Annotated in this window: 13 protein-coding genes; 3 read left to right on the forward strand and 10 right to left on the reverse strand. The window is 37.7% G+C overall.

Annotated elements, in window-relative coordinates:
• The first annotated feature begins 6 nt into the window (after window positions 1–6).
• Window positions 7–1,266 (forward strand): anaerobic glycerol-3-phosphate dehydrogenase subunit GlpC, encoded by a 1,260-nt coding sequence (gene glpC, locus ACY0M5_RS08150; RefSeq protein WP_461631409.1) that lies wholly within the window; start codon window positions 7–9, stop codon window positions 1,264–1,266.
• Window positions 1,267–1,619: 353 nt separating this feature from the next.
• On the opposite strand, the gene ACY0M5_RS08155 is transcribed toward glpC, so the two are convergent.
• The 3 genes from ACY0M5_RS08155 to ACY0M5_RS08165 all read right to left on the reverse strand — a co-directional run bounded on the left by ACY0M5_RS08155 (window position 1,620) and on the right by ACY0M5_RS08165 (window position 3,943).
• The gene (locus ACY0M5_RS08155) at window positions 1,620–1,823 is read right to left on the reverse strand and encodes a hypothetical protein (protein WP_124992043.1); all 204 of its coding nucleotides are present in this window, start codon (window positions 1,821–1,823) and stop codon (window positions 1,620–1,622) included.
• Window positions 1,824–1,867: 44 nt separating this feature from the next.
• Complete coding sequence (locus ACY0M5_RS08160) at window positions 1,868–3,382, reverse strand: Do family serine endopeptidase (protein WP_461631410.1); 1,515 nt, start codon at window positions 3,380–3,382, stop codon at window positions 1,868–1,870.
• A gap of 117 nt (window positions 3,383–3,499) precedes the next feature.
• Window positions 3,500–3,943, reverse strand: coding sequence for an Hsp20/alpha crystallin family protein (locus ACY0M5_RS08165; RefSeq protein WP_124992041.1), 444 nt, complete (start codon window positions 3,941–3,943; stop codon window positions 3,500–3,502).
• Between the two features lie 521 nt (window positions 3,944–4,464).
• Between ACY0M5_RS08165 and ACY0M5_RS08170 the strand changes: the two genes are divergently transcribed.
• The gene (locus tag ACY0M5_RS08170) at window positions 4,465–5,361 is read left to right on the forward strand and encodes a hypothetical protein (protein ID WP_461631411.1); all 897 of its coding nucleotides are present in this window, start codon (window positions 4,465–4,467) and stop codon (window positions 5,359–5,361) included.
• Window positions 5,362–5,458: 97 nt separating this feature from the next.
• On the opposite strand, the gene ACY0M5_RS08175 is transcribed toward ACY0M5_RS08170, so the two are convergent.
• Together ACY0M5_RS08175 and ACY0M5_RS08180 are read right to left on the reverse strand one after the other, a co-directional pair.
• Window positions 5,459–6,154, reverse strand: a complete 696-nt coding sequence (locus ACY0M5_RS08175) for a hypothetical protein (protein ID WP_461631412.1) — start codon at window positions 6,152–6,154, stop codon at window positions 5,459–5,461.
• Between the two features lie 914 nt (window positions 6,155–7,068).
• Window positions 7,069–9,459 carry a hybrid sensor histidine kinase/response regulator gene (locus tag ACY0M5_RS08180; protein WP_461631413.1) on the reverse strand — a complete coding sequence of 797 codons (2,391 nt, stop codon included), beginning with the start codon at window positions 9,457–9,459 and terminating at the stop codon, window positions 7,069–7,071.
• A 585-nt stretch (window positions 9,460–10,044) separates the two neighbouring features.
• Here ACY0M5_RS08180 and ACY0M5_RS08185 point away from each other — a divergent pair.
• Complete coding sequence (locus tag ACY0M5_RS08185) at window positions 10,045–11,577, forward strand: alpha-N-arabinofuranosidase (RefSeq protein ID WP_156195033.1); 1,533 nt, start codon at window positions 10,045–10,047, stop codon at window positions 11,575–11,577.
• Window positions 11,578–11,862: 285 nt separating this feature from the next.
• On the opposite strand, the gene ACY0M5_RS08190 is transcribed toward ACY0M5_RS08185, so the two are convergent.
• The 5 genes from ACY0M5_RS08190 to ACY0M5_RS08210 form a co-directional block, all read right to left on the reverse strand.
• On the reverse strand, window positions 11,863–13,470 hold the full coding sequence (locus ACY0M5_RS08190; protein WP_461631414.1) for an alpha-N-arabinofuranosidase: 1,608 nt from the start codon (window positions 13,468–13,470) through the stop codon (window positions 11,863–11,865).
• Between the two features lie 27 nt (window positions 13,471–13,497).
• The gene (locus tag ACY0M5_RS08195; protein WP_461631415.1) at window positions 13,498–14,532 is read right to left on the reverse strand and encodes a family 43 glycosylhydrolase; all 1,035 of its coding nucleotides are present in this window, start codon (window positions 14,530–14,532) and stop codon (window positions 13,498–13,500) included.
• Window positions 14,533–14,554: 22 nt separating this feature from the next.
• Window positions 14,555–16,168, reverse strand: a complete 1,614-nt coding sequence (locus ACY0M5_RS08200) for an arabinan endo-1,5-alpha-L-arabinosidase (protein WP_461631416.1) — start codon at window positions 16,166–16,168, stop codon at window positions 14,555–14,557.
• Window positions 16,169–16,401: 233 nt separating this feature from the next.
• On the reverse strand, window positions 16,402–17,979 hold the full coding sequence (locus ACY0M5_RS08205) for a RagB/SusD family nutrient uptake outer membrane protein (RefSeq protein WP_461631417.1): 1,578 nt from the start codon (window positions 17,977–17,979) through the stop codon (window positions 16,402–16,404).
• 25 nt (window positions 17,980–18,004) lie between these two features.
• Window positions 18,005–21,019: a SusC/RagA family TonB-linked outer membrane protein gene (locus ACY0M5_RS08210; protein WP_461631418.1), complete on the reverse strand. Its 3,015-nt coding sequence runs from the start codon at window positions 21,017–21,019 to the stop codon at window positions 18,005–18,007.
• Window positions 21,020–21,105: the final 86 nt, after the last annotated feature.

The raw sequence follows: 21,105 nt of genomic DNA on the forward strand, positions 1-21,105 counted from the left end.
AGGACAATGAAAAAGGAAATGTTTGAACCATTCAATAGCAGCGATAATAATTTTGAACAGTGTGTGAAGTGTACAATTTGTACCGTTTATTGTCCCGTTCTGGAAGTGAATCCGGATTATCCGGGACCAAAGCAGTCAGGCCCTGATGGAGAACGGTTACGTTTAAAGGATCAAAATTTTTACGATGAATCATTGAAGTTGTGCCTCAACTGCAAACGTTGCGAGGTAGCTTGCCCGCACGGAGTGAAAATTGGAGATATTATTCAGCTGGCACGTATCAAATACAGTAAGAAAAAGCCAAAAGTCAGGGATATGATTCTTGCAAATACTGATATTGTAGGTACTATGGCGAGTACGTTTGCACCTATTGTGAATCCTATTGTTGCTCTAAAGCCTGTTCGGCTCATGATGGATGGTGTACTGAAAATAGATCATCACCGTATATTTCCTAAATATGCAGGGATGAGGTTCGAGACCTGGTACCGCAGATATGCTGCATCAAAGCAGAATGATTTTAAAAAGCATGTCAGCTACTTTCATGGCTGTTATGTAAATTATAATTTTCCTAAACAAGGCAAAGACCTGATCAAAATTATGAATGCGGCAGGTTATGGTGTTCATCTTCTCGAAAAGGAAAAATGTTGCGGGGTAGCTTTAATTTCAAATGGTCTTATTAAACAAGCCACAAAACAAGCACGTCACAATGTGGAAGCCTTTAAAAAATCGATAGTAGACAAAAATATGCCGGTAATATCCACATCCTCAACCTGTATATTCACTATTCGCGATGAGTATCCGCATTTATTGGGGGTGAAGAACGACGAAATTCGCAACGAAAGCGAGCTGGCTACCCGCTTCCTGTTCCGTTTAATCGATTCAGGAAAGCTTACATTGGTTTTTAAGAAGGATTATAAGAAACGTATTGCTTACCATACTCCTTGTCACATGGAGAAGCTTGGCTGGTCTATTTATTCCACCGCCTTACTGAAAATGATTCCGGGAATTGATTTTGTATCGCTTGAATCGCGGTGCTGTGGTATTGCGGGGACTTATGGCTTTAAAAAAGAAAATTACAAAACGTCGCAGGGAGTAGGGAAACCGCTCTTCGATCAGATAGAGAGCTCAGATGTCGATTTTGCAGCTACTGATTGTGAAACCTGTAAGTGGCAAATTGAGATGTCGACCACAAAAAAGGTAGAACATCCGATTTCTATTCTTGCCGAAGCTTTGGATGTGGAAGCAACTGTAAAATTGTGGCAAAAGTAAATTGATGAGAATCATGAGAAGGGTGGCTTAACAGAGTGCCCGGTTTTTATAAATGTTAGGGTGTAATGCCGCAATTATTGGATGAGAAGAATCCTTTTTTTGCGGCATTATTGTTGCTGGTTGATTTTGTTTTTTGTGCATAAAATATCTGATAAAAAAGCTTACTTCGCTCATGTAATAGTATGTTGTAAATCTGGCGATGAAATCAGCAACCGACCTAATTGGATGATTTTAACCTTCGTGGCAGTAGGAAAGTGGAAGTATAAATGAATTTGATGATACAGATAAAGAGGCTGCATTTAACGCAATGCAGCCTCTTTATCTTTTGCTTTTTCACAAGTTTTGTATTGTTATTAAGCTCCTTCTTTGATTAAAAAATGACTAAAAGCCTGCTTAATAAAATCTTTGTGAGAAAAATAAGAATTACTTTTTAACCAATTAAACAACTCATACAATTCCTTTTCGTTTAACCATTCAAACGATTTCAGAAGTTCTTTTCGAAATAAATGTTCCTGATCTGAAACCGATTTTAAAACAAATTTCTGATGTTCTAACATGACTGAAAATATTTTGATATTACTCAATCGCCAAGCATTGGAATTTAATCCAATCCAAAGGCATAGTAGTACCTACCGGGGTAATTTTCGTAAATACCCGATAGCATGATTCCTCCACCTTTACGGTTTAGGTAGTCCTCGAATTCTCTTAGGCTGTTAATGCTTTTACCATTAACCTGAAGAATAATGAAACCTTCTTTGAGTGAGGTTTGCCGTTCAATCAGCCCTGAATTTATCTTACGAACGCGCAATCCTCCTGATACATCAAGTTTTTTTGCCTCTTTTGCACTAAGTTCTTCCAATTCTATTCCCAACCGAACTAAAACCTGATCTGTCTCTTTTTTGCTAAGATCTGCGTCTCCTTTTGCATTTCTTAGTGTAACGGTAAAATCTTTTACTTTTCCGTTTCGGTTAACATGAAGATCCAGTTTATCGCCCGGACGGTGACGCCCAACTGTTTCGAGCAATTCTGCCGTTGTTTTCACATTGGCATTGTCAACTTTTACAATAACATCGCCTTTTTTAATGCCTGCATCGGCTGCAGCACTGTTGCCTGCAAGACTGTCAACATAAACACCCTCGCTAAGCTCCAAATCTTTTTCCTTTGCTAAATTACCATCAACATTTCTGATTACAATGCCCAAATAACCACGTTGCACAAATCCAAAGCTCATAAGGTCTTCAACCACTTTGCTAACAATGTTCGAAGGAATGGCAAAGCCATATCCGGAATAAGAACCTGTTGGGCTGGCAATGGCTGTGTTGATGCCAACCAAACCACCTTTAAGGTCGACAAGTGCGCCTCCACTGTTGCCCGGATTGATGGCAGCATCAGTCTGAATAAACGATTCGATGGCATTTGAACTTTGCAGGATGTTGATATTCCGGCCTTTGGCACTCACAATTCCGGCTGTAACGGTCGAATTCAAATTAAAGGGATTTCCTACGGCAAGTACCCATTCTCCAACTTCAATTTTGTCGGAATCAACAAAAGGAATATAAACCAAATTTTTCTCTTTAATTTGAATTAAGGCCAAATCGGTTGTAGGATCGGTACCAATTACTTTTGCCTTGTACACTCTGTTATCGTGAAGACCAACCTCAATATCGTCAGCACCTTGAACCATGTGGTTGTTGGTAACGATATAACCATCCGAATTGATAATTACACCCGAGCCGGAACCAATACGTGTCCATGGAGTATTTTGCCGTGGTTCCTGAGGATTGGAATGAAAGTAAGGACCGAAAAAATCTTTTAGCATATCATCACGAAAAAAATCACGGAAAGGAGAGGGAACTTCCTGCGAATGCTGAATGTTCAGCATGCGTGTCGATTTAATGTGAACAACCGCATCCATCACTTTTTTCGAAACCTCGGTGAACTGCAATGGGGTAAGCACGCCATCTTTAGTTACAGTATAACTTGCACCAACAACAGGAGTGCCGGTAATGTGTTCTATTTTAAGTGTTTTTTCATTACTGCGTAATAGTGAAAAGCTTCCTATTGTGAGTGCACTCCCAATGGCTGCAGATAATAATAGTAAGCCAAATTTTTTCATTTTTAGTTATTTTTATAAATTCCGATTTTTCGCTTGTTATTTTTCTCAATAAATATTATTTGTTTGCCAGATATAAAAATGTTTTTTATGGGCAGGGGTAACCTGCCCATCTGTTAATTAAGTAATGGAAATCATTCTTGAAGGTTTTGGTTTTGCTTCTTCCTTTTTGGGCAGATGGATGTTAAGAATTCCATCATTGTACTTGGCTGAAATTTTATCTCCGTTTACCAGATCGATAGGTAATTGAAATGATCTGTGAAACGACTGATAACAAAACTCTCTTCTTGAGAATTTTCCATCTTTGTTTTCCTTTTCTTCTTTTCGTTCCGAAGAAATAGAAAGTTGATTGTTGTCTAAATTGATTTTGAAATCACTTTTTTTCATTCCTGGAGCTGCTACTTCAATAATGTATTCATTATCGTTTTCGCGAACATTTACTGCAGGTAATGTTGTGTTGGTGTTCGAAAAGTTCGAATTGTTCCAATCCATCCAGTCTCTTGAAAAGAAGTTGTCGAACAAAGATGGAAAGAGATTGTCTGAATTTCTTTTTACTAGTGTCATGATAAATCCTCCTAATTTTACAGTTCTTTATTCAAAAATAAATAAGTACGTACTTGTAAAAGTATTCGAATTGCAATTCATTATAATTCGATCAAAACAGATGCCAAAATAGAAAATATTAGGAGCGCGATAGTTTTGTAAAAATAATAAAATCAGGTGCTTAAGGCAAAAACTTTTTGATGGTGCGGGCAGGATATTTGTTTGACATTTTGACGCTTTGGATTCTAAGTAAATGTCATTTTGACGTTTCAGATCAGAAATAAATGTCATCTTGACTTAATAAAGATAGGTATTGTAATATTTCTTTGTAAAAAGCCTTCGAACATAAGCAATATCAATTGTTAGGTGTCTGCTAATATTGAAATCAGCTTGCTGTTGGTGCGTTTTTTTGACCAATTTATTTTTTTGTTTTGCCAATGAATAAGATTTAATTTTACAAGGCTGTTGAGAATGGCTGCAGGTAGTTTTTTGCCCTCATCAGGAAAAAAAATATTGTAAAATTAAATACAAAGGAGATTGATATGAGTAAGTTGAAAATGATTTTACTGATGGGTTTTGTGTGCTTGTACAGCATTAAATTGCAGGCACAATACATCATCGAACAGATAGAATATGAGATTCCCATTAACTATGAATTAATTCCGGCGGATAAGGAGTTTGAAGATGCTGCTGATGAGGCCCGGTTTTTTCTTCAGCTTCCTGAAAGTAAATTAAAAGATGCGGCTCAGAAAGAGTATGGGGATATCGAGATTATTAAATCAACAATTTATATTGACGGCGATAACTTTGCGGTGGAATCTTCCTCACAGGAGGACGGAAAAACTACCGTGATTTTAAATCATAACAAAGGCTTAATTTACTACGTTTTATGGTCGCAGAAGAAGATCTACGAGATGTCGGCTGAGGACATGGCAGAAATTCAGAAAGATGCCGATGCAGTAATGCAAAAAATGATGGCAAACTTGCCACCCGAAATGAAGGAACAGTCGCAACCCGCGAAACAAATTACAGCAACCGGACGCAGGATGGTTAAATACGGACAGCGGTGCAGCGAATATTTATTGGAAGACGAGCAGGAGCTGATGGTAATCTGGGCCTCGGACGATAGTATGGGTTTGGCCAAAAAAGCAAAAAGCATGTCTGAAAAACTGGCTGAAATTTTTCCTTCGATGGATGAGGACGAACAGGACGAATGGGATTTAGCGGCAGGGAAAATACCCGTTGAAGTAAGAACCTTTCGCCTCGATGCAATGGATGGAGCCCAAATGGAGATCCAGGCAATTACCCGAATCAATCAAGTTAATCCTCCTGTCGAAAAATTCATTTTGCCTGCCGAGGCTGTTGGTTTCGAGAGAAGTTCTTTTAAAGACATGATGACCCAAATGCAGCAAATGATGCAGGGAATGGAAGAAGACTAAATAACTGCGTGAACGAATACCTTTCATAAAAAACTCCCCTTCAGTGCATTCAAGCTGAAGGGGAGTTTTTCTTTTAAATATAATTTGTATTCTCTGTTTAGGATTCGATTAAATCATCGGGTGCATTTTGCGACGATTTTGGTTTTGGCAATGTATATTTTGCCATGCGGGCAGCATCATCGCTAAAAATGATTTGCGCAATATCGCTTATTGGTTTAACCAACTGATACACTTCGTTAAGTATTTGAGTGCGTTGCTGAGTTATAACACCACGCTCTTTTTTAAATATTTCCTGTTCAATATTGGCTGTTTTCAATTGTTTGGCCTTGCTCATTAGCTGGCTGATTAATTCCTGCGAACATCCGGCAGCTACCAAATTGGTTTGATAACTTTCTGAGGTTTTCGCATGTTGTTCCATAAACAGAACCATTTTGGCTTGCGAATCTCTTACATTACTAATGTCGTTAAAACCAAATTGATTTTGAACCGCGGTATTGCCTTTAAAGGCTTTGCGGACAAAATAAGCTATTGTTTTGTAGGAATGGTTGCAGTCTGCCATGGCATCGAGTACAATTTGGGTGTGCTCGGCCATTTCATCAATAATTACCTGATCCGATTTTTGTGCCATTACCGCGGCCAGCGAATCTTTTATTTTTGTTCCGTATTCCGGAGTAAAAGTAGAGTCGAATGCAATAAATGCATCCGAATCGTTGAGGTACATTTCCGCAACTACCCCTGCATATTCAAGCAGACTTGCTTCCGGAATTTTAAATAATCTATCATTTAAAGCCATATGTAAATTGTTTTTTAGTGTTTTTAAAAATATGAATGCTTGTATGACCGGATTAATTGTCCGGTTATGAGAGGATGAAAAAAACGAACCAGAATCCTAATTTGGGTCGGTTTTAATCGGGATTAGCTGTATTTATTGAGCGGAGAAGTATCCGCATTTCGGGCGAATCTCACCCGAATTTGGGCGGACAATGCCCCACCTCGAAATGACTCTCCACAAATCGGGCGGGCAATGCCCCACTTCGGAATGACTCTCAGCAAATCGGGCGGGCAATGCCCAATCTCGGAATGACTCTCAGCAAATCGGGCGGGCAGTCCCGACAAAATTGCAAAGGCATTCCCGATTGTTTTGCTCTTTGCCTTAACTAAAAGCTCTTTTTGCACTTGTATTTGTACTGATTAAAATGTCAAAGAATCCATTTGTAATTTGAAAACACCTCTGTCGGCTAAAATTGCAATGTTTACTAGTTGTAAGCATTGCAAATCTTCTTGTTGGTTTGTTGTATGTGCTGTGTTTTTTACCGTTGTAAGTGGTTTTGTCACAATTGTAAACCGATGTGTAAATGTTTCTAATAACTAAAATCGACCGAACTTAAGTAAAATATATTATTTTACAGCCTGTCAAATGTGCCAAGTTATTTAAATTGCAGAATTTAACATTTTTTAAATGTTTTTGATAAGGGGAGAAGCGGAGATAAAAAGCTTCGTTTGGAGGCGAACCCCAAAAATTAGACACAACTTTTGGGGTGCAGTTCAGTTGGAGGCTTTTAATTGATAGTCGATGACGTTTGCATCATTGGCCTTAATTGATTTATTGTTATGCCCTGAAAGGGTGGCATATTAATCCTACACGTATCTTTCGTTATAACCGCCTTGTGCACGGTATTCATCTTTATTTTCGCCGGGGAACAGTCTTTATTGCATTAAATAACTACTTGTTAAAGCAAGTAATTTTTCTTTTTTTATTGGTTTTGAAATAAAATCGTTGCAGCCTGCGGCTATCGCTTCTTCTTTCTCCTGAGATGTTGTGTATGCTGTTTGTGCAATAATGGGTAGGTCGTACTTCAATTGTCTGATTTTTTTGGTGGCATCGATACCGTTCATTACAGGCATTTTAATGTCCATAAGAATTAAGTCAATCTGATTATTGGTTTTACAAATCTCTATGGCTTCTTTTCCATTTTTTGCGCGAAGGATTGTTAATTTGTCATCAAACTCAGAAAGAAGAATCTCTAAAAACAGGAAGTTAATGTTTTCGTCTTCGGCAACCAAAATGGTAAAGTTCCTTGTTTTGTCTGAATTGGGAACAGGACTGCTTGGTGTATGACTTATGGTTTGTTTTATTGAATTATAGGGCAGGCTCACATAAAATGTTGCCCCTTTCCCTTTTTCCGATTCCAAAGTGATTTTTCCACCCAGAAGTTCTGCGTTTTCTTTGGCTATTGATAAGCCTAAGCCTAAACCGCCAATATTTTGAGAGACTTCTTTATCTTCCTGCGAAAATCGTTCAAAAATAAGTTCTTGGTTTTCGGGATGTATTCCAATGCCTGTATCTTTCAAATATATTACGATCGTATCATCCTGCAAAGTATACCCCAGTTCTATGAATCCGTCTTGCGTAAATTTTAATGCATTTTCCAATAAATTACTAACGATCCGGTTCAGTTTATAGGGATCGGTGAGCAGGTTACTTTTGCTGTTGGGAAGCCCCATCTTTAGAGATAAGGGTGTCTGGTTTTTTTTTGCCTTTCTTTCGAATATTGTGAATAATTCCGATAAGAATTCATTTAGACACAATTCCTCTATTTGAGGTTTTACTTGTTTTGTTCCAAGTGCAGAAATTTCAAGAATATCATCTATAATGTGGAGTAACTGATTTCCGCTGCTTTGAATGATTTGGATGTAATATTGTCTTTTTGCATTTGTAATATTCGGTTCATTTAATAAATCTGAAAATCCGAGAATTCCATTCATCGGTGTTCGGATTTCATGTGACATATTGTTAATGAATTCAGTTTTTAGCCGGTCACTTTCTTCAGCCTTTTCTTTTGCGGTTTTAAGTTCGTATTCGGTTTTTTTCTGATCTGTAATGTCCCTAAATTCGACAACCCGAACATTTTTTCCCTCATATGGAATTTGGCGGGCTTCTAATCTTATCGGGTATTCATCTCCATTTTTCCGCAAGCCAATACTGTAATACGGGTTTTCGTATTCGTTTAAGATATGTCCCATAACAAGCTCACGTGCCTGCTCAGCGATCAGCAACAATCCATTCATTCCAATTAGCTCTTTAGTAGAGTAGCCGGACATGGCAGCAAGTCCATGATTGCAGTCTAGAATCATTCCTTTGTCGTGTATGGCAATTCCCCCAAAGGAAGCATTATGGAGCGTTTTAAACCGTTTTTCACTTTTTTCGGCTGTTTCTATAGCTGATAATAATTCTTCATTTTGTGCTTGATATTCTTCGTTAAGAACCAGGTATTCTTCATTTTGTTCCTGAAGAAGGGTTTCTGCAATTTTTTTATCGGTAATATCTTCGACACTCGACCATATAAGTTCCTGACCATCTTTTTTAATCATTTTCCCATACAATCGAATAGGAATTAGTTTTCCCGATTTGTGAATGCATTCCTTTTCGTAAGGTCCGTAACATCCGGTATTTCTTAGCGAAGCTAATTGCAGTTCTTCCTGCCAGGCATATTTCTCAGGAGTAATATCCCAATGCGTTAATTTTAGCGTTTCTTCTATTGAGCGGCCAATGATACTTGCATATGCTTTGTTAGCCTCTACCAATTCGCCGGTAAGTTTGGTAAGAACCAAACCAATTGGAGACTCGCTGAAAAGCATTTGAGTGAATTTTTCATTTTGGATGGCCTGCTCTTTCGCACGTGTAGTTTCCTCGTGTTTTTGGTGTAATTTTTTTGATTGGTCCACTATTATTTTTTGATTTTTTTGCTTCGAAGCAATCTCTGCTGACAGCCATTTTTTGATCAGAATAATTAAAATTACAATGGCAACAATAAGGTTTATCATTTTTGGAATAAACACAACTTTAGCCTGGGCTAAATAATGGAATATTTTAATTGGAATTATTTCGGAAAGTGATGTGTACCAGGCGCCAAAATAGATGCTTTCGAAAAGAGTACGGAAAGCATCAATCGACAAAACAATAAGAAGTAATTTCAATAATTTGTCTGAATTACCAACTAATTTTATTTTTCTGACATAAAATATAAGGATGTAAGACCAAATTAGTACCAATAGCGTATAGGTAATTGGTGTAGCAAAATTAAAGAAATCGTCCATATTATTGGTTTTGTGTTAATACCGCTGTTGATTGTCCTACCCAAGATATTCATTTTTTTTAAATATACTGTTGGTGGTGTTATTGAAAAACAGCAGTTGTTTGTTGTCGTTTATGTTTTATTGTGGTTGATGCGGGGGAGAAGAGTGTCTTTGTAATGGTTTAATATAATTCCGATATTTTTAATTTGCCTACTATTTTTTTTAGGCCGTATTTTAATTCTTGCGTGTATTGTGACCGATTTCTGATTTTTTGGAGTTTGAAATTAAATACTTATTTCTAATTTTCAGTGGATTGGATCAATTTAGGAACACGTAATTATTTCATGAAAAATAAAAAATATCTCTATGCCGGACGAAGGCAGAAAGATTTTTTTAAAGAGTTTGTAACCGGCTTTATTAATGAGTTGTAATACCTGCTTTTTTACAGTTTTTAATTAAAAAGTCTAAAATACTTTTATTATATTTATGAGCATTTTATGACTGATGAAAATGAGGTGGTAAGTGAAATATATGTCAACTAATTTATCTCATGCATGGAGTCCCGTTATTTAATTGAAAACCAATATCTAATTAAATATTTTTCGTATGAAAAAAAATACAATTTATTCAATTCTGCTTTTGTCCTTAATCAGCTTTAGTGCGATTGGGCAAAATACAATGACGGTTCATACCGATCTTGCAAAAACAAAAATTAACAAAGAAATCTACGGGCATTTTGCTGAACATTTGGGGCATTGCATTTATGGTGGAATTTATGTTGGTGAAGATTCTCAAATTCCGAATGTAAAAGGATTTCGGGAAGATGTAGTTGGTGCGCTTCTGGATATGAAGATTCCTTTGCTGCGTTGGCCGGGTGGTTGTTTTGCTGATACATATCATTGGAAAGACGGTATCGGACCCAGACAGCAAAGACCTTCAATGGTGAATATTCATTGGGGAGGAGTTACTGAGGATAATAGTTTCGGAACTCATGAATTTCTTGATTTTTGTAAATTGATTAAAGCGGAACCATATATTAATTTGAATGTTGGATCGGGAACGGTTCAGGAGGCTTCGGAGTGGGTTGAATATGTTACTTCGAAAAACATTAGTCCGATGACCGATTTACGAAAGAAAAACGGACAGGAAGAACCTTGGAATGTTAAGTTTTGGGGAATAGGCAACGAAAATTGGGGTTGTGGTGGTAACATGACACCTGAGTATTATGCTGATTTGTATAATCGATTTGCTTCGTACTGTGGTGGTGATTTGTATCGTATTGCCGGCGGACCAAATGTTGATGATTACAATTGGATGGATGTATTGATGAAGAAAACAACCCGCCACCGCCATTTGGTTCAAGGTGTTTCGCTTCATAGTTATACATTTACAACAAGCTGGGAAGATAAAGGATCAGCTACTGATTTTGACGAAAGCGGTTGGTTCGCTGATTTAAAAAATACCCTGAATATGGAAACTCTGATTCAGGAACATTCAAAAATAATGGACAAATACGATCCTGAGAAAAAAATTGGATTGATTGTAGATGAGTGGGGAAACTGGTTTAATGTTGAACCTGGTACAAATCCAGGATTTTTGTATCAGCAAAATACACTTCGTGATGCATTGGTTGCCGGGATTAATCTGAATCTTTTTAATAATCATGCCGATCGTGTTGCGATGGCTAATATTGCGCAGGCTGTTAATGTGCTGCAATCGGTTATTTTAACCAAAGAGGATGAAATGGTATTAACACCTACCTACTACGTATTTAAAATGTACAGTGTGCATCAGGATGCTACTTTGATTCCTACAGATTTGAAATGTGAAAACTACGAGTTTAACGGGAAGTCAATTCCGGCGGTAAATGCTTCGGCTTCGACTAAAGATGGTGTTGTGTCTGTTACTTTTTGTAATTTAAATCCAAACAAGAAGGAAAGTATCGATCTGACATTGGCCGGACAAGAATTTAAAAGTGCATCAGGACAGATTATTACGAGCAAAAATATGAATGATTGTAATGATTTTGGCAAAGATGAAATAGTGAAGATTAATTCGTTTGAGGTAAAAAAACCAAAAAATGGAAAACTTAGCATTGATTTGCCTGCTAAGTCAGTTGTTTTGATACAATTAAAATAGAATTAGTTCCATATCCAAAAGGGTGCTGTCACAATTGTGACAGCACCCTTTTTTGTTGAATGGATATTGTAGTGAATGAAAGATTAGGTGATTCTCATTATGTACGAAGTTGTGGAAATCACTTCTGTAAAATGGCTTATTGCTTTATCTCAATTTTATGGATAGTAGGGGATTACGATTGCCGAAAAGATAAAGGAATATGAATTCGTTACAGGGATTATAAAAAAAAGAGATGAGAATTAGTTCTAATTCTCATCTCTAACTATAAACATTGAGCAAATGTATTTACTTCACTATAGAGCCTTTTATCATGGTAAAAGAATGTGCCGGAAAATCGTAAGTGATTTTATCACTTTTCTTCACTTTTAAAGAAGACTTTTTCTTTGTCTCCACGCTTGTTTTTCCGAAGTCATTTTCAGATTTAATGTCGGGACCATTTATTTCGTACACCTCAAATTCGCCGTCAAAAATTCCTTCCTGACAAAGTAAATCTGTTGTAATTGCCTTGTCTTTATTACGGTTCATCACGCAAACAATTACTTCGCCGTTATTATAGGTGGCCGAAACATCCAAAAATGGAACGTCTTTTTGAATGGTTGTTGATTCACCCAATCCTATGAAAAATTTGCCCGTGTCATATGTCTCACAATCAACATGAACATCCAGAGAGGTTCCTTTTACATTGTTGGCAAATAACTGAATAGGATAGAAGATGGTTTGCTTAAACATTCCTTTTTCGGATGTGAATATAGGTGCAATAACGTTCACAAGTTGTGCCATATTCGCCATTTTCACGATATCAGCATTACGGATAAATGCATTTAAAAAGCCTGAAATTACCAGTGCATCTTCTAAATTGTAGCGTTCTTCGAGAGCTTTGGTACCTGCCATGGTTTCTTCTCCGCGGGCACGATACCAAATATTGTATTCATCCCAGGCAATATAAATTGGCGGGCGGTTTCCGCGGTCTGCATTTTGCATTTCGCGGTCAATCAAACCTTTTACAACACGGGTTCGTTCTTCCAGAACTAAAGGAGAGGAAACGAAATTGTAATAATTGTTTTCAACATTACCAACATACATATGCAAGGCTAAATAATCAATTACATCACGCAATTCGTGAAGTACTTTTTCGTTCCATTCGTTGGGATCTGCATTGGGACGGTAGTTTGACGAACCGGCTGCTATCAGCTTAATTTCCGGAGATGTTAGTTTCATCAATTTGGCTGCTTCTCTTGCTTTTTTGCTGTAATCTTCAGCATTTAGATGACCCATCTGCCAAAATCCATCCATTTCATTTCCCAGACTCCAGTATTTAATGTTGTATGGATCTTCGTGACCATTTTTTTTCCGGAGTTCGGCATAATAGGGACCGCTTTTAACGTTGCAATACTCTACCCATTCCTGGGCTTCCTTTATTGTTCCTGTTCCCATGTTTACAGAAAAATAGGGTTCTGTTCCCATTCTTTTGGCATAAGCCATAAATTCATCCGTTCCAAAGCGGTTGCTTTCCAAACGCGACCAAGCCAATTCCATTCTGGCAGGACGATCATCTTTTGGACCAATGCCATCTTTCCAATTGTAATTGGATACAAAGTTTCCTCCCGGGTAACGGGTAATCGAAACATTCAGCTCTTTTACAGCATCCAGTACATCCAAACGAATTCCGTTTTCATCGGAAAGAGGAGAATTTTCTTCGTAAATACCTCCGTATACACAACGACCCAAATGTTCTACGAAATTCCCGTAGATATTTTTGTCTACCTCACCAATAGTTCGGTCTACATCAATTTTGATGCGTGCATTTTGTGCTGATAATGTTTGCGTACCCACCAGAATTGTCAGCGAGCATAGAACAGCAATTGCATATTTTTTTGATTTTATAATCTTCATATTTACAGTTTTATTTTGTATTGTGTTTTATAATTTAACGGTTGGCCACTGATCTTTATCCCAGTTAATTTCTTTGATTAAGAGCTTCGGATTGCCATTATCAGAAGCATCGTAAGCATGGAAAATTAAATAGTCGGTTCCATCAAAACTTACAGTTGCATTGTGTCCAAGTCCGTACCAATCCTTATTTCCTGTTAAAAGAATGGTACCACCTCCTGTGTTCATTGGTTTGTTGTCTCTATCCAAATAGGGGCCATTTACATTCTTTGACCGGCCAACAATCATTTTATAGTTGCTGTTTACACCTTTGCAGCAATAATCAATAGATGCGAAAAGGTAGTAGTACCCGTCTTTTTTTAAAATAAAGGGAGCTTCTATGGCATTTCCTCCTGCATCGACAGGATTGTTGTCGATTGCCGGAGGATTGGGTAAACGGGAATCTTCTTTACGAGAGGCTATGGTTGGAATTTCCGTTAAATCATCATCTACCGACATTGCATCATCGGAAAGTTTCACCAATTTGATTCCATCCCAAAAAGAACCAAAACTTAGGAATGCCTGTCCTTGTTCATCTACAATTAAATTGGGATCAATGGCATTCCAATTTGTTTTGTTTGGAAAAGATTGGATGATTTTGCCATGATCAACCCACTTAAAATCAGGATCGTTTGCGTTTAGTGTTTTGTTGGTTGCCAAGCCAATGCATGAGGTGTTTTTACCAAATGCAGAAACGGAATAGTATAAGTAATACTGTCCTTTGTAAAATGAAATGTCCGGAGCCCAAATATGACCTTTAAAACCATCAACAGCTTCAACAGCCCATTTTGGAGGATTGTCAAATACAGGTTTCTCATCTGTCCAGTTTTTCATATCCGTTGAGGACCAAACATTGATTCCCCATCCGGTACTAAATAAATAGAACGTATCATTCTCACGGATCATCACCGGATCGTGAACGGAAATTTTATTTTGCCCAACAGATATTTGAGTGAACAATAATAAACTTGCAAAGAAGAACAATTTCACAAGCATCTCACTAATTTTTATAGATGATTTTTGCATTGTAATACAGATTTTGTAACTATTATTTTGTTGTTTTTTTACCCCAAACAGGTCTTCCTCCGGCTGTTAAGCCTGAGTAGGTAAAGGTTGTTGTTCGGGGTGATGCTTCCCAGTCCCAAGCTTTTTCCAGATTGAGATGTAACTCACCTATAGTAAGAATCTTTTTATCCTGATCGTAAGACCATGTACCACTAAATGCGCCGGATGCCGTCATGTTGGACGAGAGAATCAGTTGAGATGATTTTTGCTGAACCTTATATTCGTAATTCATTGATATGTTTTCCCACGTACCTGTTAAATCGCTTTCGCTGATGCTTGGTTGTGGCACACCTGCATAACGTTCAGGCATAACAACCGGCCAGCCGTCTTCTGTCCATGCAATTTTTCGAATATTCCCCATCATAATGGCATTGCTGTAGGTGTTTCCATTTGTATTGGCAGGCAAACGGGCCTGCGAACTGTAGAACCATTCGTTTGTTTCTTTGTTTTTGAAAACAGCACAGTGCGAAATTCCTACCCAGCCTGAATGATTGTTGAACTTGTACGGGTGTGTTAACATGGGCCAGCATTCGCCTCCTTCAGTAATATTTGTTCCATCAATGCCAAGATATGGACCTGTGATACTTGTTGATCGGCATACTCTGGTATTGTAGGCAACCGATAGCTCATCGTAAGCAAGAAACAGATAATAGAATCCTGTTTTTTCATTGTAAATAATTTCAGGACCTTCCTGTGCCTGCCAACGATTAAGTTCGCTGTTTTGACGGCGTGCAATAAGAGTTCCGTAGTCTTCAATTGATGACAGATTATCGGGTTTTCCTGTGTCTGGATTCACTTGTAATGCGACAATGCCTGAATGCCACGAACCGTAAATCAACCAGTGATTTCCTTCCGGGGTAATAATAAAAGTTGGATCTATTGCATTCCATTTAAAATAGGCATTCCAATCGCTTGTACTCGAACGCGACCAGTTGTTTTCTCTGTCTGAAACAGAACTAACTACCATTCCTTTATCCACCCAGGTGTTACTGCTTAAGTCATCCGATTCCATAAGACCGATAAAAGCATGTTCTGTCCAGGAACCATCAAAGTTTGCAGGAGTATTGGCTTTTCCTGATTCAATGTAATTGTCAATTACAATGCTGTAATACATTCGGTACTTGTTTCCAACTTTCCGAACAACCGGAGCCCAGTGTCCATAAACAGGAGAGTCTATAATATCAAGCCCTGCGTGAACCCTCATACTGTTGAGTGTGTCTTTTACCCACGAAGGAGTTTCGGTCATTGCCATTCCACGAAATTCCCAGTCAATCAAATCCTTTGATCTGCGATAAAGAAAATGTCCGTGACCCTCGTGTGCATTCCCATAGGAAGCATCCGTTCCGTACATATAATAATACTCTCCATCATATACTACAGAAGGGTCATGAACATTGGCTAAATTCCAGGAAGTCCGATTGTCCCAACCTGAGATGGCTGAATAATCATCAGCATATTCAGGACCGGAAAAATCATCCACGGGAGGATTTTCTACTACCGGATCCGGTTCTTCGGGATCAATAATATTGTCATTACTGGAACAGCCTGCAGTCATTAGAAAAATCACGAAGGCTGCTGAAGAAATAAATCTCATCATCTGTTTTTTATAAAATCAGAGTTACTTAGGATTATAATTTCTGTTCTAAATAACTCTATTAATGCTGCTTTTTGTCCTTTATTGTAGGGCTTGAATTTGATGATTTCATCACCAAAACAGATCTATAGGGTCAGAAATACCAAAGTATTCTTCGTGATCTGATTGTTTTAGATGATTAAATAAGGGGGATGTCCACAAGAAGCGGACATCCTCAAAATTAGGTCTGAATTGGCTTAGTAGCCATCATTCTGTACCATTCCCTTGTTTGTATCCATTTCGGATTGAGGGATTGGGAAATATTCGCGGCCAGGAGTGTAGGTGTTGAATTCAGCATCTCTTGATTTTAGCCAGGCTAATTTGGATGCATCTTTTAACCATCCCCAGCGGCGGATGTCATCAAAACGGTGTCCTTCCAAAGAAAGTTCTAAAAACCGTTCATGGGCAATTTGCTCTCTCATTTCAGCCTGTGTCATGTTTGGTTTAACGGTTGCTAAATCAGGCAGGTTTACACGATCCCTCACCATCTGTATGTACTGATAGGCATCATTGGTGGCTCCGGTCTCGTTTAAACATTCCGCATACATTAACAGCACATCTGCATAACGCATGATGCGTTCGTTAATTCCAGATCTCCAATCATACTCGTTTGCAAAATCACCATCAGAATTTTCATACTTTCTGCAGTATAAATCATTTAGATTGGATTCGTTAGCTGCATAAAATGTTGCAAAATCCTGACCGTATAATGACATTCCAACACCGTCGTATGCATTTTTATTGTAGAATATTGTTGCGTCTAACCGCGGATCAACTTCTCCATCAACAGTTAATTCTTCTCTGTATTCATTAAACAATGCCCAGGTAGGTTGTAAATCTGCATATCCAAAGCCCGCAGCACCATATGTAATTGCTCTTCCTGAGGTTCTTCCCCAACCAGGTGCCGGCGTTCCTCCCCAGCTTAGATCTACACCGCCAGCTTCTCTGCTAAATTGTACTTCAAATACAGATTCTGAATTGTTTTCGTTTGTTACGGTGAAATTATCACGGTAATCAGCAACTAAAGAGTACACTTTCAGATCAATAACTTTCTTAAATGTCACTTTTGCAGATTCGAAGTCTTTTGTAAATAATTGTGCTTTTCCTATATAGGCCAAAGCTGCACCTTTTGTTGCTCTTCCTATTTGTCCTGCGTCCAGTCCGGATACATCATCGTAGGAAACAGGCAATAAACCGGCAGCCATTTCTAAATCAGAAATTACCTGAGCCCAGCCCTCTTCATTTGTTTTTTGTTTGTGATATAATTCACTGTTGGATAATGGCAAAGGAACATTTTTAAACATGTTTACCATGTGGAAAAAATACAAGCCTCTTAGAAAATAAGCCTGCCCCAGAACACGGTCTTTTAAATTGCTATCTTCCATTTCAATGGACGGTACATTATCCAATACCTGATTTGCGCGGTAAATTCCCTGATAAAAATCACGATATGCCCAACTGTAAATATCTGGATTTGCAATACTCGAGTTGAATTTGCCGATAACGGACATTGCGGTCCAAGGGCTGTTACTTCTGGTTGCATCATCCTTTAAATCCAGCATCATAGGAGTGCTTCTCATGTAACTGCCGTCTATTAGCATACTGCCATACACCGAATTAATTCCTTTAAGTGCATCGTTATCTGTCTTCCAAAATGCTTCTTCCGTATCAACATTTGGATCTATCTGTACTAAATCGTCCTCACTAACACAACTTGAAACCAAACTGGTCAGCGCAAACAAAATAGCTATACTGTAAATATTTTTATATCTCATTTTATTTCTGTTTTATTTAAGCATTTTAAAAGTCAATCTCTACACCTAAAATAAAAGTTCTTGGATTTGGAAAAGACCCGTAATCGAAACCTCTGGAGAATAATCCATCACTCATAAAATCAGGATCATATCCTTTGTATTTACTAATGGTCAACAAATTTTGTCCTGAAACATAAACTTTTGCATGTTCCACTATATTATTTGCTTTTAATGGAATATTATAGGCCAACTGTGCATTTTGTAATTTGATATAGTTTCCGTTCTGGATAAATCGGTCAGATGCTCTTGCATTTTGATTGGTTTCCAATTGATCAGGACGTGGAATGTTTGTATCTGTATTGGTTGGAGTCCAGTAATTCAACATGTCTGTATGATGATTTACAAGTCCGCCAATCATCAAACTGTTGTAAGTTCCGTTGTAGATTTTATTACCTGCACTACCTTGCCAGAACATTGAGAATTCCCAGTTTTTGTAAGATCCGCTTAAGTTTAAACCATAGCTAATTTTAGGAATTGAAACGCCTTGGTAAGTTCTGTCTTCATCGGTAATTAAACCATCTTTATTTACATCTTTAAACTTAACATCACCTGCAACAGCACCCGGTTGAGTGGCATGTGAATCAACATCTGCCTGACTCTGAAAAAGACCTTCTGTTTCGTACACATAAAGTTCACCAATAGACCGTCCTACTTCGGTTCTTGAGTTGGTTCCATTAATTGGAGTATCATCTGTTCCTATTTTTAATACCCTGTTTTTTAGTGTTCCAACATTTGCCGAAATATTGTACTTAAACTCTTTTGAGGAGTTGGTATAACTCAATAAGAATTCAAAGCCTGTGTTTTTGACTGCCGCTGCATTTGTCATAACCGATGATGACCAATCGTTGCTTATTGTTCCGGTAGAAAGAGGTAGCGGAACTCTGGCTAACAGGTCTGTTGATTTTTTCTCGTAATATTCAGCAGTAAACTGTAGTTTGTTATCAAACATTCCTAATTCTACTGCTGCATTTACTGTTTCAGTATCTTCCCATTTAAGATTAGGATCCGTTGCATCAACAACAATTGTACCTGGAGCTAATGTATTTCCAAAAAGATAGCTTGCAAAACTATTGGTTGTAGGAGTGTAGGCATATACTCCTGCAGTATTGTTTCCCAAAGTACCATAACCTCCTCTTAACTTCGCAGTATTCATCCACTGTGGAAGAGTGATAAAACTTTCGTTGTGCAATTTCCAGGCTCCGGAAACAGAGAAGTAATCTCCTGTATTATTTTGCTTGGCAAAAAGAGAAGTTTTGTCTTGTCTGTAATTTGCTGTTAAAAAGTATTTGTTATCAAAATTGTAGTTAATTCTGCTTAAATAGGATATGCCTGTTATTGTACTTTCGTATTCACCTGTAGAGGTATCGTCAGCATATTCCAAATGACTGATTTCATTGTCTTCAAATCCAACTCCTCTTGACCAGTGATTGTAATAATTTGTTTTTTCCTGAACCCATCCTACAAGTGCATCCAACTTATGTTTGTTTATTTCAATGTTGTAAGTAAGCAGGTTGTCCAGCGAAGTAAAGGTTTTACGGCTATCGTTAATGTCAAGCGAAGATTCCGAATTTGTAGTAATATAATACCATCCTAAATCACTTGGAGGCACAAAATATCTTGTGTGAGTATCCAGTTGATCAGCACTGGCGCTAATTTTATATTTTAAGCCTTTTACAATTTCAATCTCACCCCAGATATTACCAATAAATCTGTTTCTTTCAGCTTCATTATCAATTAGGTTGTTGAATCCAATCACATTTAAAGTGATTGCTTTTTGAGTCAGGTTATCAGTACCTCCGTAACCACCTAGTCTGTTTTCGTCATAAACAGGCATTGTTGGGATCGATTGAAGCAGGTTTATTACCGATGAGGTGCCTATATTGTATTCGTTAAAACTTTCTTTATCTGATTTTGTATACCCAAGTTTAGCACCATATTTAAATTTGCCTTTTTTTCCATTCAAATTTAAGCTGGTTGAGATTCGTTCATAATCCTGAGGAGTATCTATATAACTTGAGTTTTTGTAATAATCTGTATTAAAATTGTAACCGAAATTTTCAGAACCTCCGTTGAATGATATTGTATGATTCTGGATGATACCTGTTTTGAAAGCGGCATCCTGCCAGTCGGTATTTACGTTGTCAATATAATACTCGCTGGTAGGATCGTTACCTGGAAGTATCGCTTGTCCTGAATTCAAGTAAGCAGCATTGGTAATTTTTTGGTATCCTTCTCTGTCGGTAAGTGAAATTTTCTTGGCAACATTCTGTATGCCGAAAAGAGATTTGAGTTTCACTTTTAAATCTCCATTTTGAACTCCTTTTTTTGTGGTGATGATTACAACACCATTCGCACCTCTCACACCATAAATGGCAGCGGAAGAAGCATCTTTTAGTACTTGCATTGATTCGATATCGCCGGGAGCGAAATCATTAGGATTGTCAACAATCATTCCATCAATTACAAATAATGGGTTGTTATTATTAAAAGAAGTAATGCCTCGGATTTTAATATTTACCGATCCTCCAGGCTCACCCGAAGATTGAACGGTAACTCCAGGAGCTTGCCCCTGCAGCATTTTGGCTACATCATAAGTCACTGTTTTTTTAGCATCATCGGTATCAATAACACTAACAGCACCTGTTAAATCCGATTTTTTTTGTGTGCCATATCCAATAACAACAACTTCATCAAGCTTTGATACATCTTCTTGTAAGGTAACATTGATTGATGTTTGATTATTTATTGGAATTTCCTGTGATAAATAACCAACAAAGGAATAAATTAAACTTGCATTTGGATCTTGAATGGTTAGGGAATAGTTTCCGTTAATATCCGTTATTGTTCCATTTGTTGTTCCTTTTTGAACAACATTAACTCCAGGGAGTGTTGTATTGCCGGTAGTTTCATAAACAACACCTTTAACGGTAATTTGAGCTTGACTTACTCCTGAAAGAATCAGGAAGCAGAACAAAAATCCGCCTAAAAATATTTTTTTCATAGAATAGAAATTAAATGTTACTTATCGTTTATAACGTTTGCAATGTAAGTCGATAGCTCTTCAAAGAGGTGGACAATTACACAATT

Source organism: Labilibaculum euxinicum (genome assembly GCF_963678175.1).
GTDB lineage: Bacteria > Bacteroidota > Bacteroidia > Bacteroidales > Marinifilaceae > Labilibaculum > Labilibaculum euxinus.

Excerpts from the sequence above, each read along its gene's own strand:
- glpC (WP_461631409.1), top strand. The coding sequence starts at position 7 with ATGAAAAAGGAAATGTTTGAACCATTCAATAGCAGCGATAATAATTTT.
- ACY0M5_RS08155 (WP_124992043.1), bottom strand. The coding sequence starts at position 1,823 with ATGTTAGAACATCAGAAATTTGTTTTAAAATCGGTTTCAGATCAGGAA.
- ACY0M5_RS08160 (WP_461631410.1), bottom strand. The coding sequence starts at position 3,382 with ATGAAAAAATTTGGCTTACTATTATTATCTGCAGCCATTGGGAGTGCA.
- ACY0M5_RS08165 (WP_124992041.1), bottom strand. The coding sequence starts at position 3,943 with ATGACACTAGTAAAAAGAAATTCAGACAATCTCTTTCCATCTTTGTTC.
- ACY0M5_RS08170 (WP_461631411.1), top strand. The coding sequence starts at position 4,465 with ATGAGTAAGTTGAAAATGATTTTACTGATGGGTTTTGTGTGCTTGTAC.
- ACY0M5_RS08175 (WP_461631412.1), bottom strand. The coding sequence starts at position 6,154 with ATGGCTTTAAATGATAGATTATTTAAAATTCCGGAAGCAAGTCTGCTT.
- ACY0M5_RS08180 (WP_461631413.1), bottom strand. The coding sequence starts at position 9,459 with ATGGACGATTTCTTTAATTTTGCTACACCAATTACCTATACGCTATTG.
- ACY0M5_RS08185 (WP_156195033.1), top strand. The coding sequence starts at position 10,045 with ATGAAAAAAAATACAATTTATTCAATTCTGCTTTTGTCCTTAATCAGC.
- ACY0M5_RS08190 (WP_461631414.1), bottom strand. The coding sequence starts at position 13,470 with ATGAAGATTATAAAATCAAAAAAATATGCAATTGCTGTTCTATGCTCG.
- ACY0M5_RS08195 (WP_461631415.1), bottom strand. The coding sequence starts at position 14,532 with ATGCAAAAATCATCTATAAAAATTAGTGAGATGCTTGTGAAATTGTTC.
- ACY0M5_RS08200 (WP_461631416.1), bottom strand. The coding sequence starts at position 16,168 with ATGATGAGATTTATTTCTTCAGCAGCCTTCGTGATTTTTCTAATGACT.
- ACY0M5_RS08205 (WP_461631417.1), bottom strand. The coding sequence starts at position 17,979 with ATGAGATATAAAAATATTTACAGTATAGCTATTTTGTTTGCGCTGACC.
- ACY0M5_RS08210 (WP_461631418.1), bottom strand. The coding sequence starts at position 21,019 with ATGAAAAAAATATTTTTAGGCGGATTTTTGTTCTGCTTCCTGATTCTT.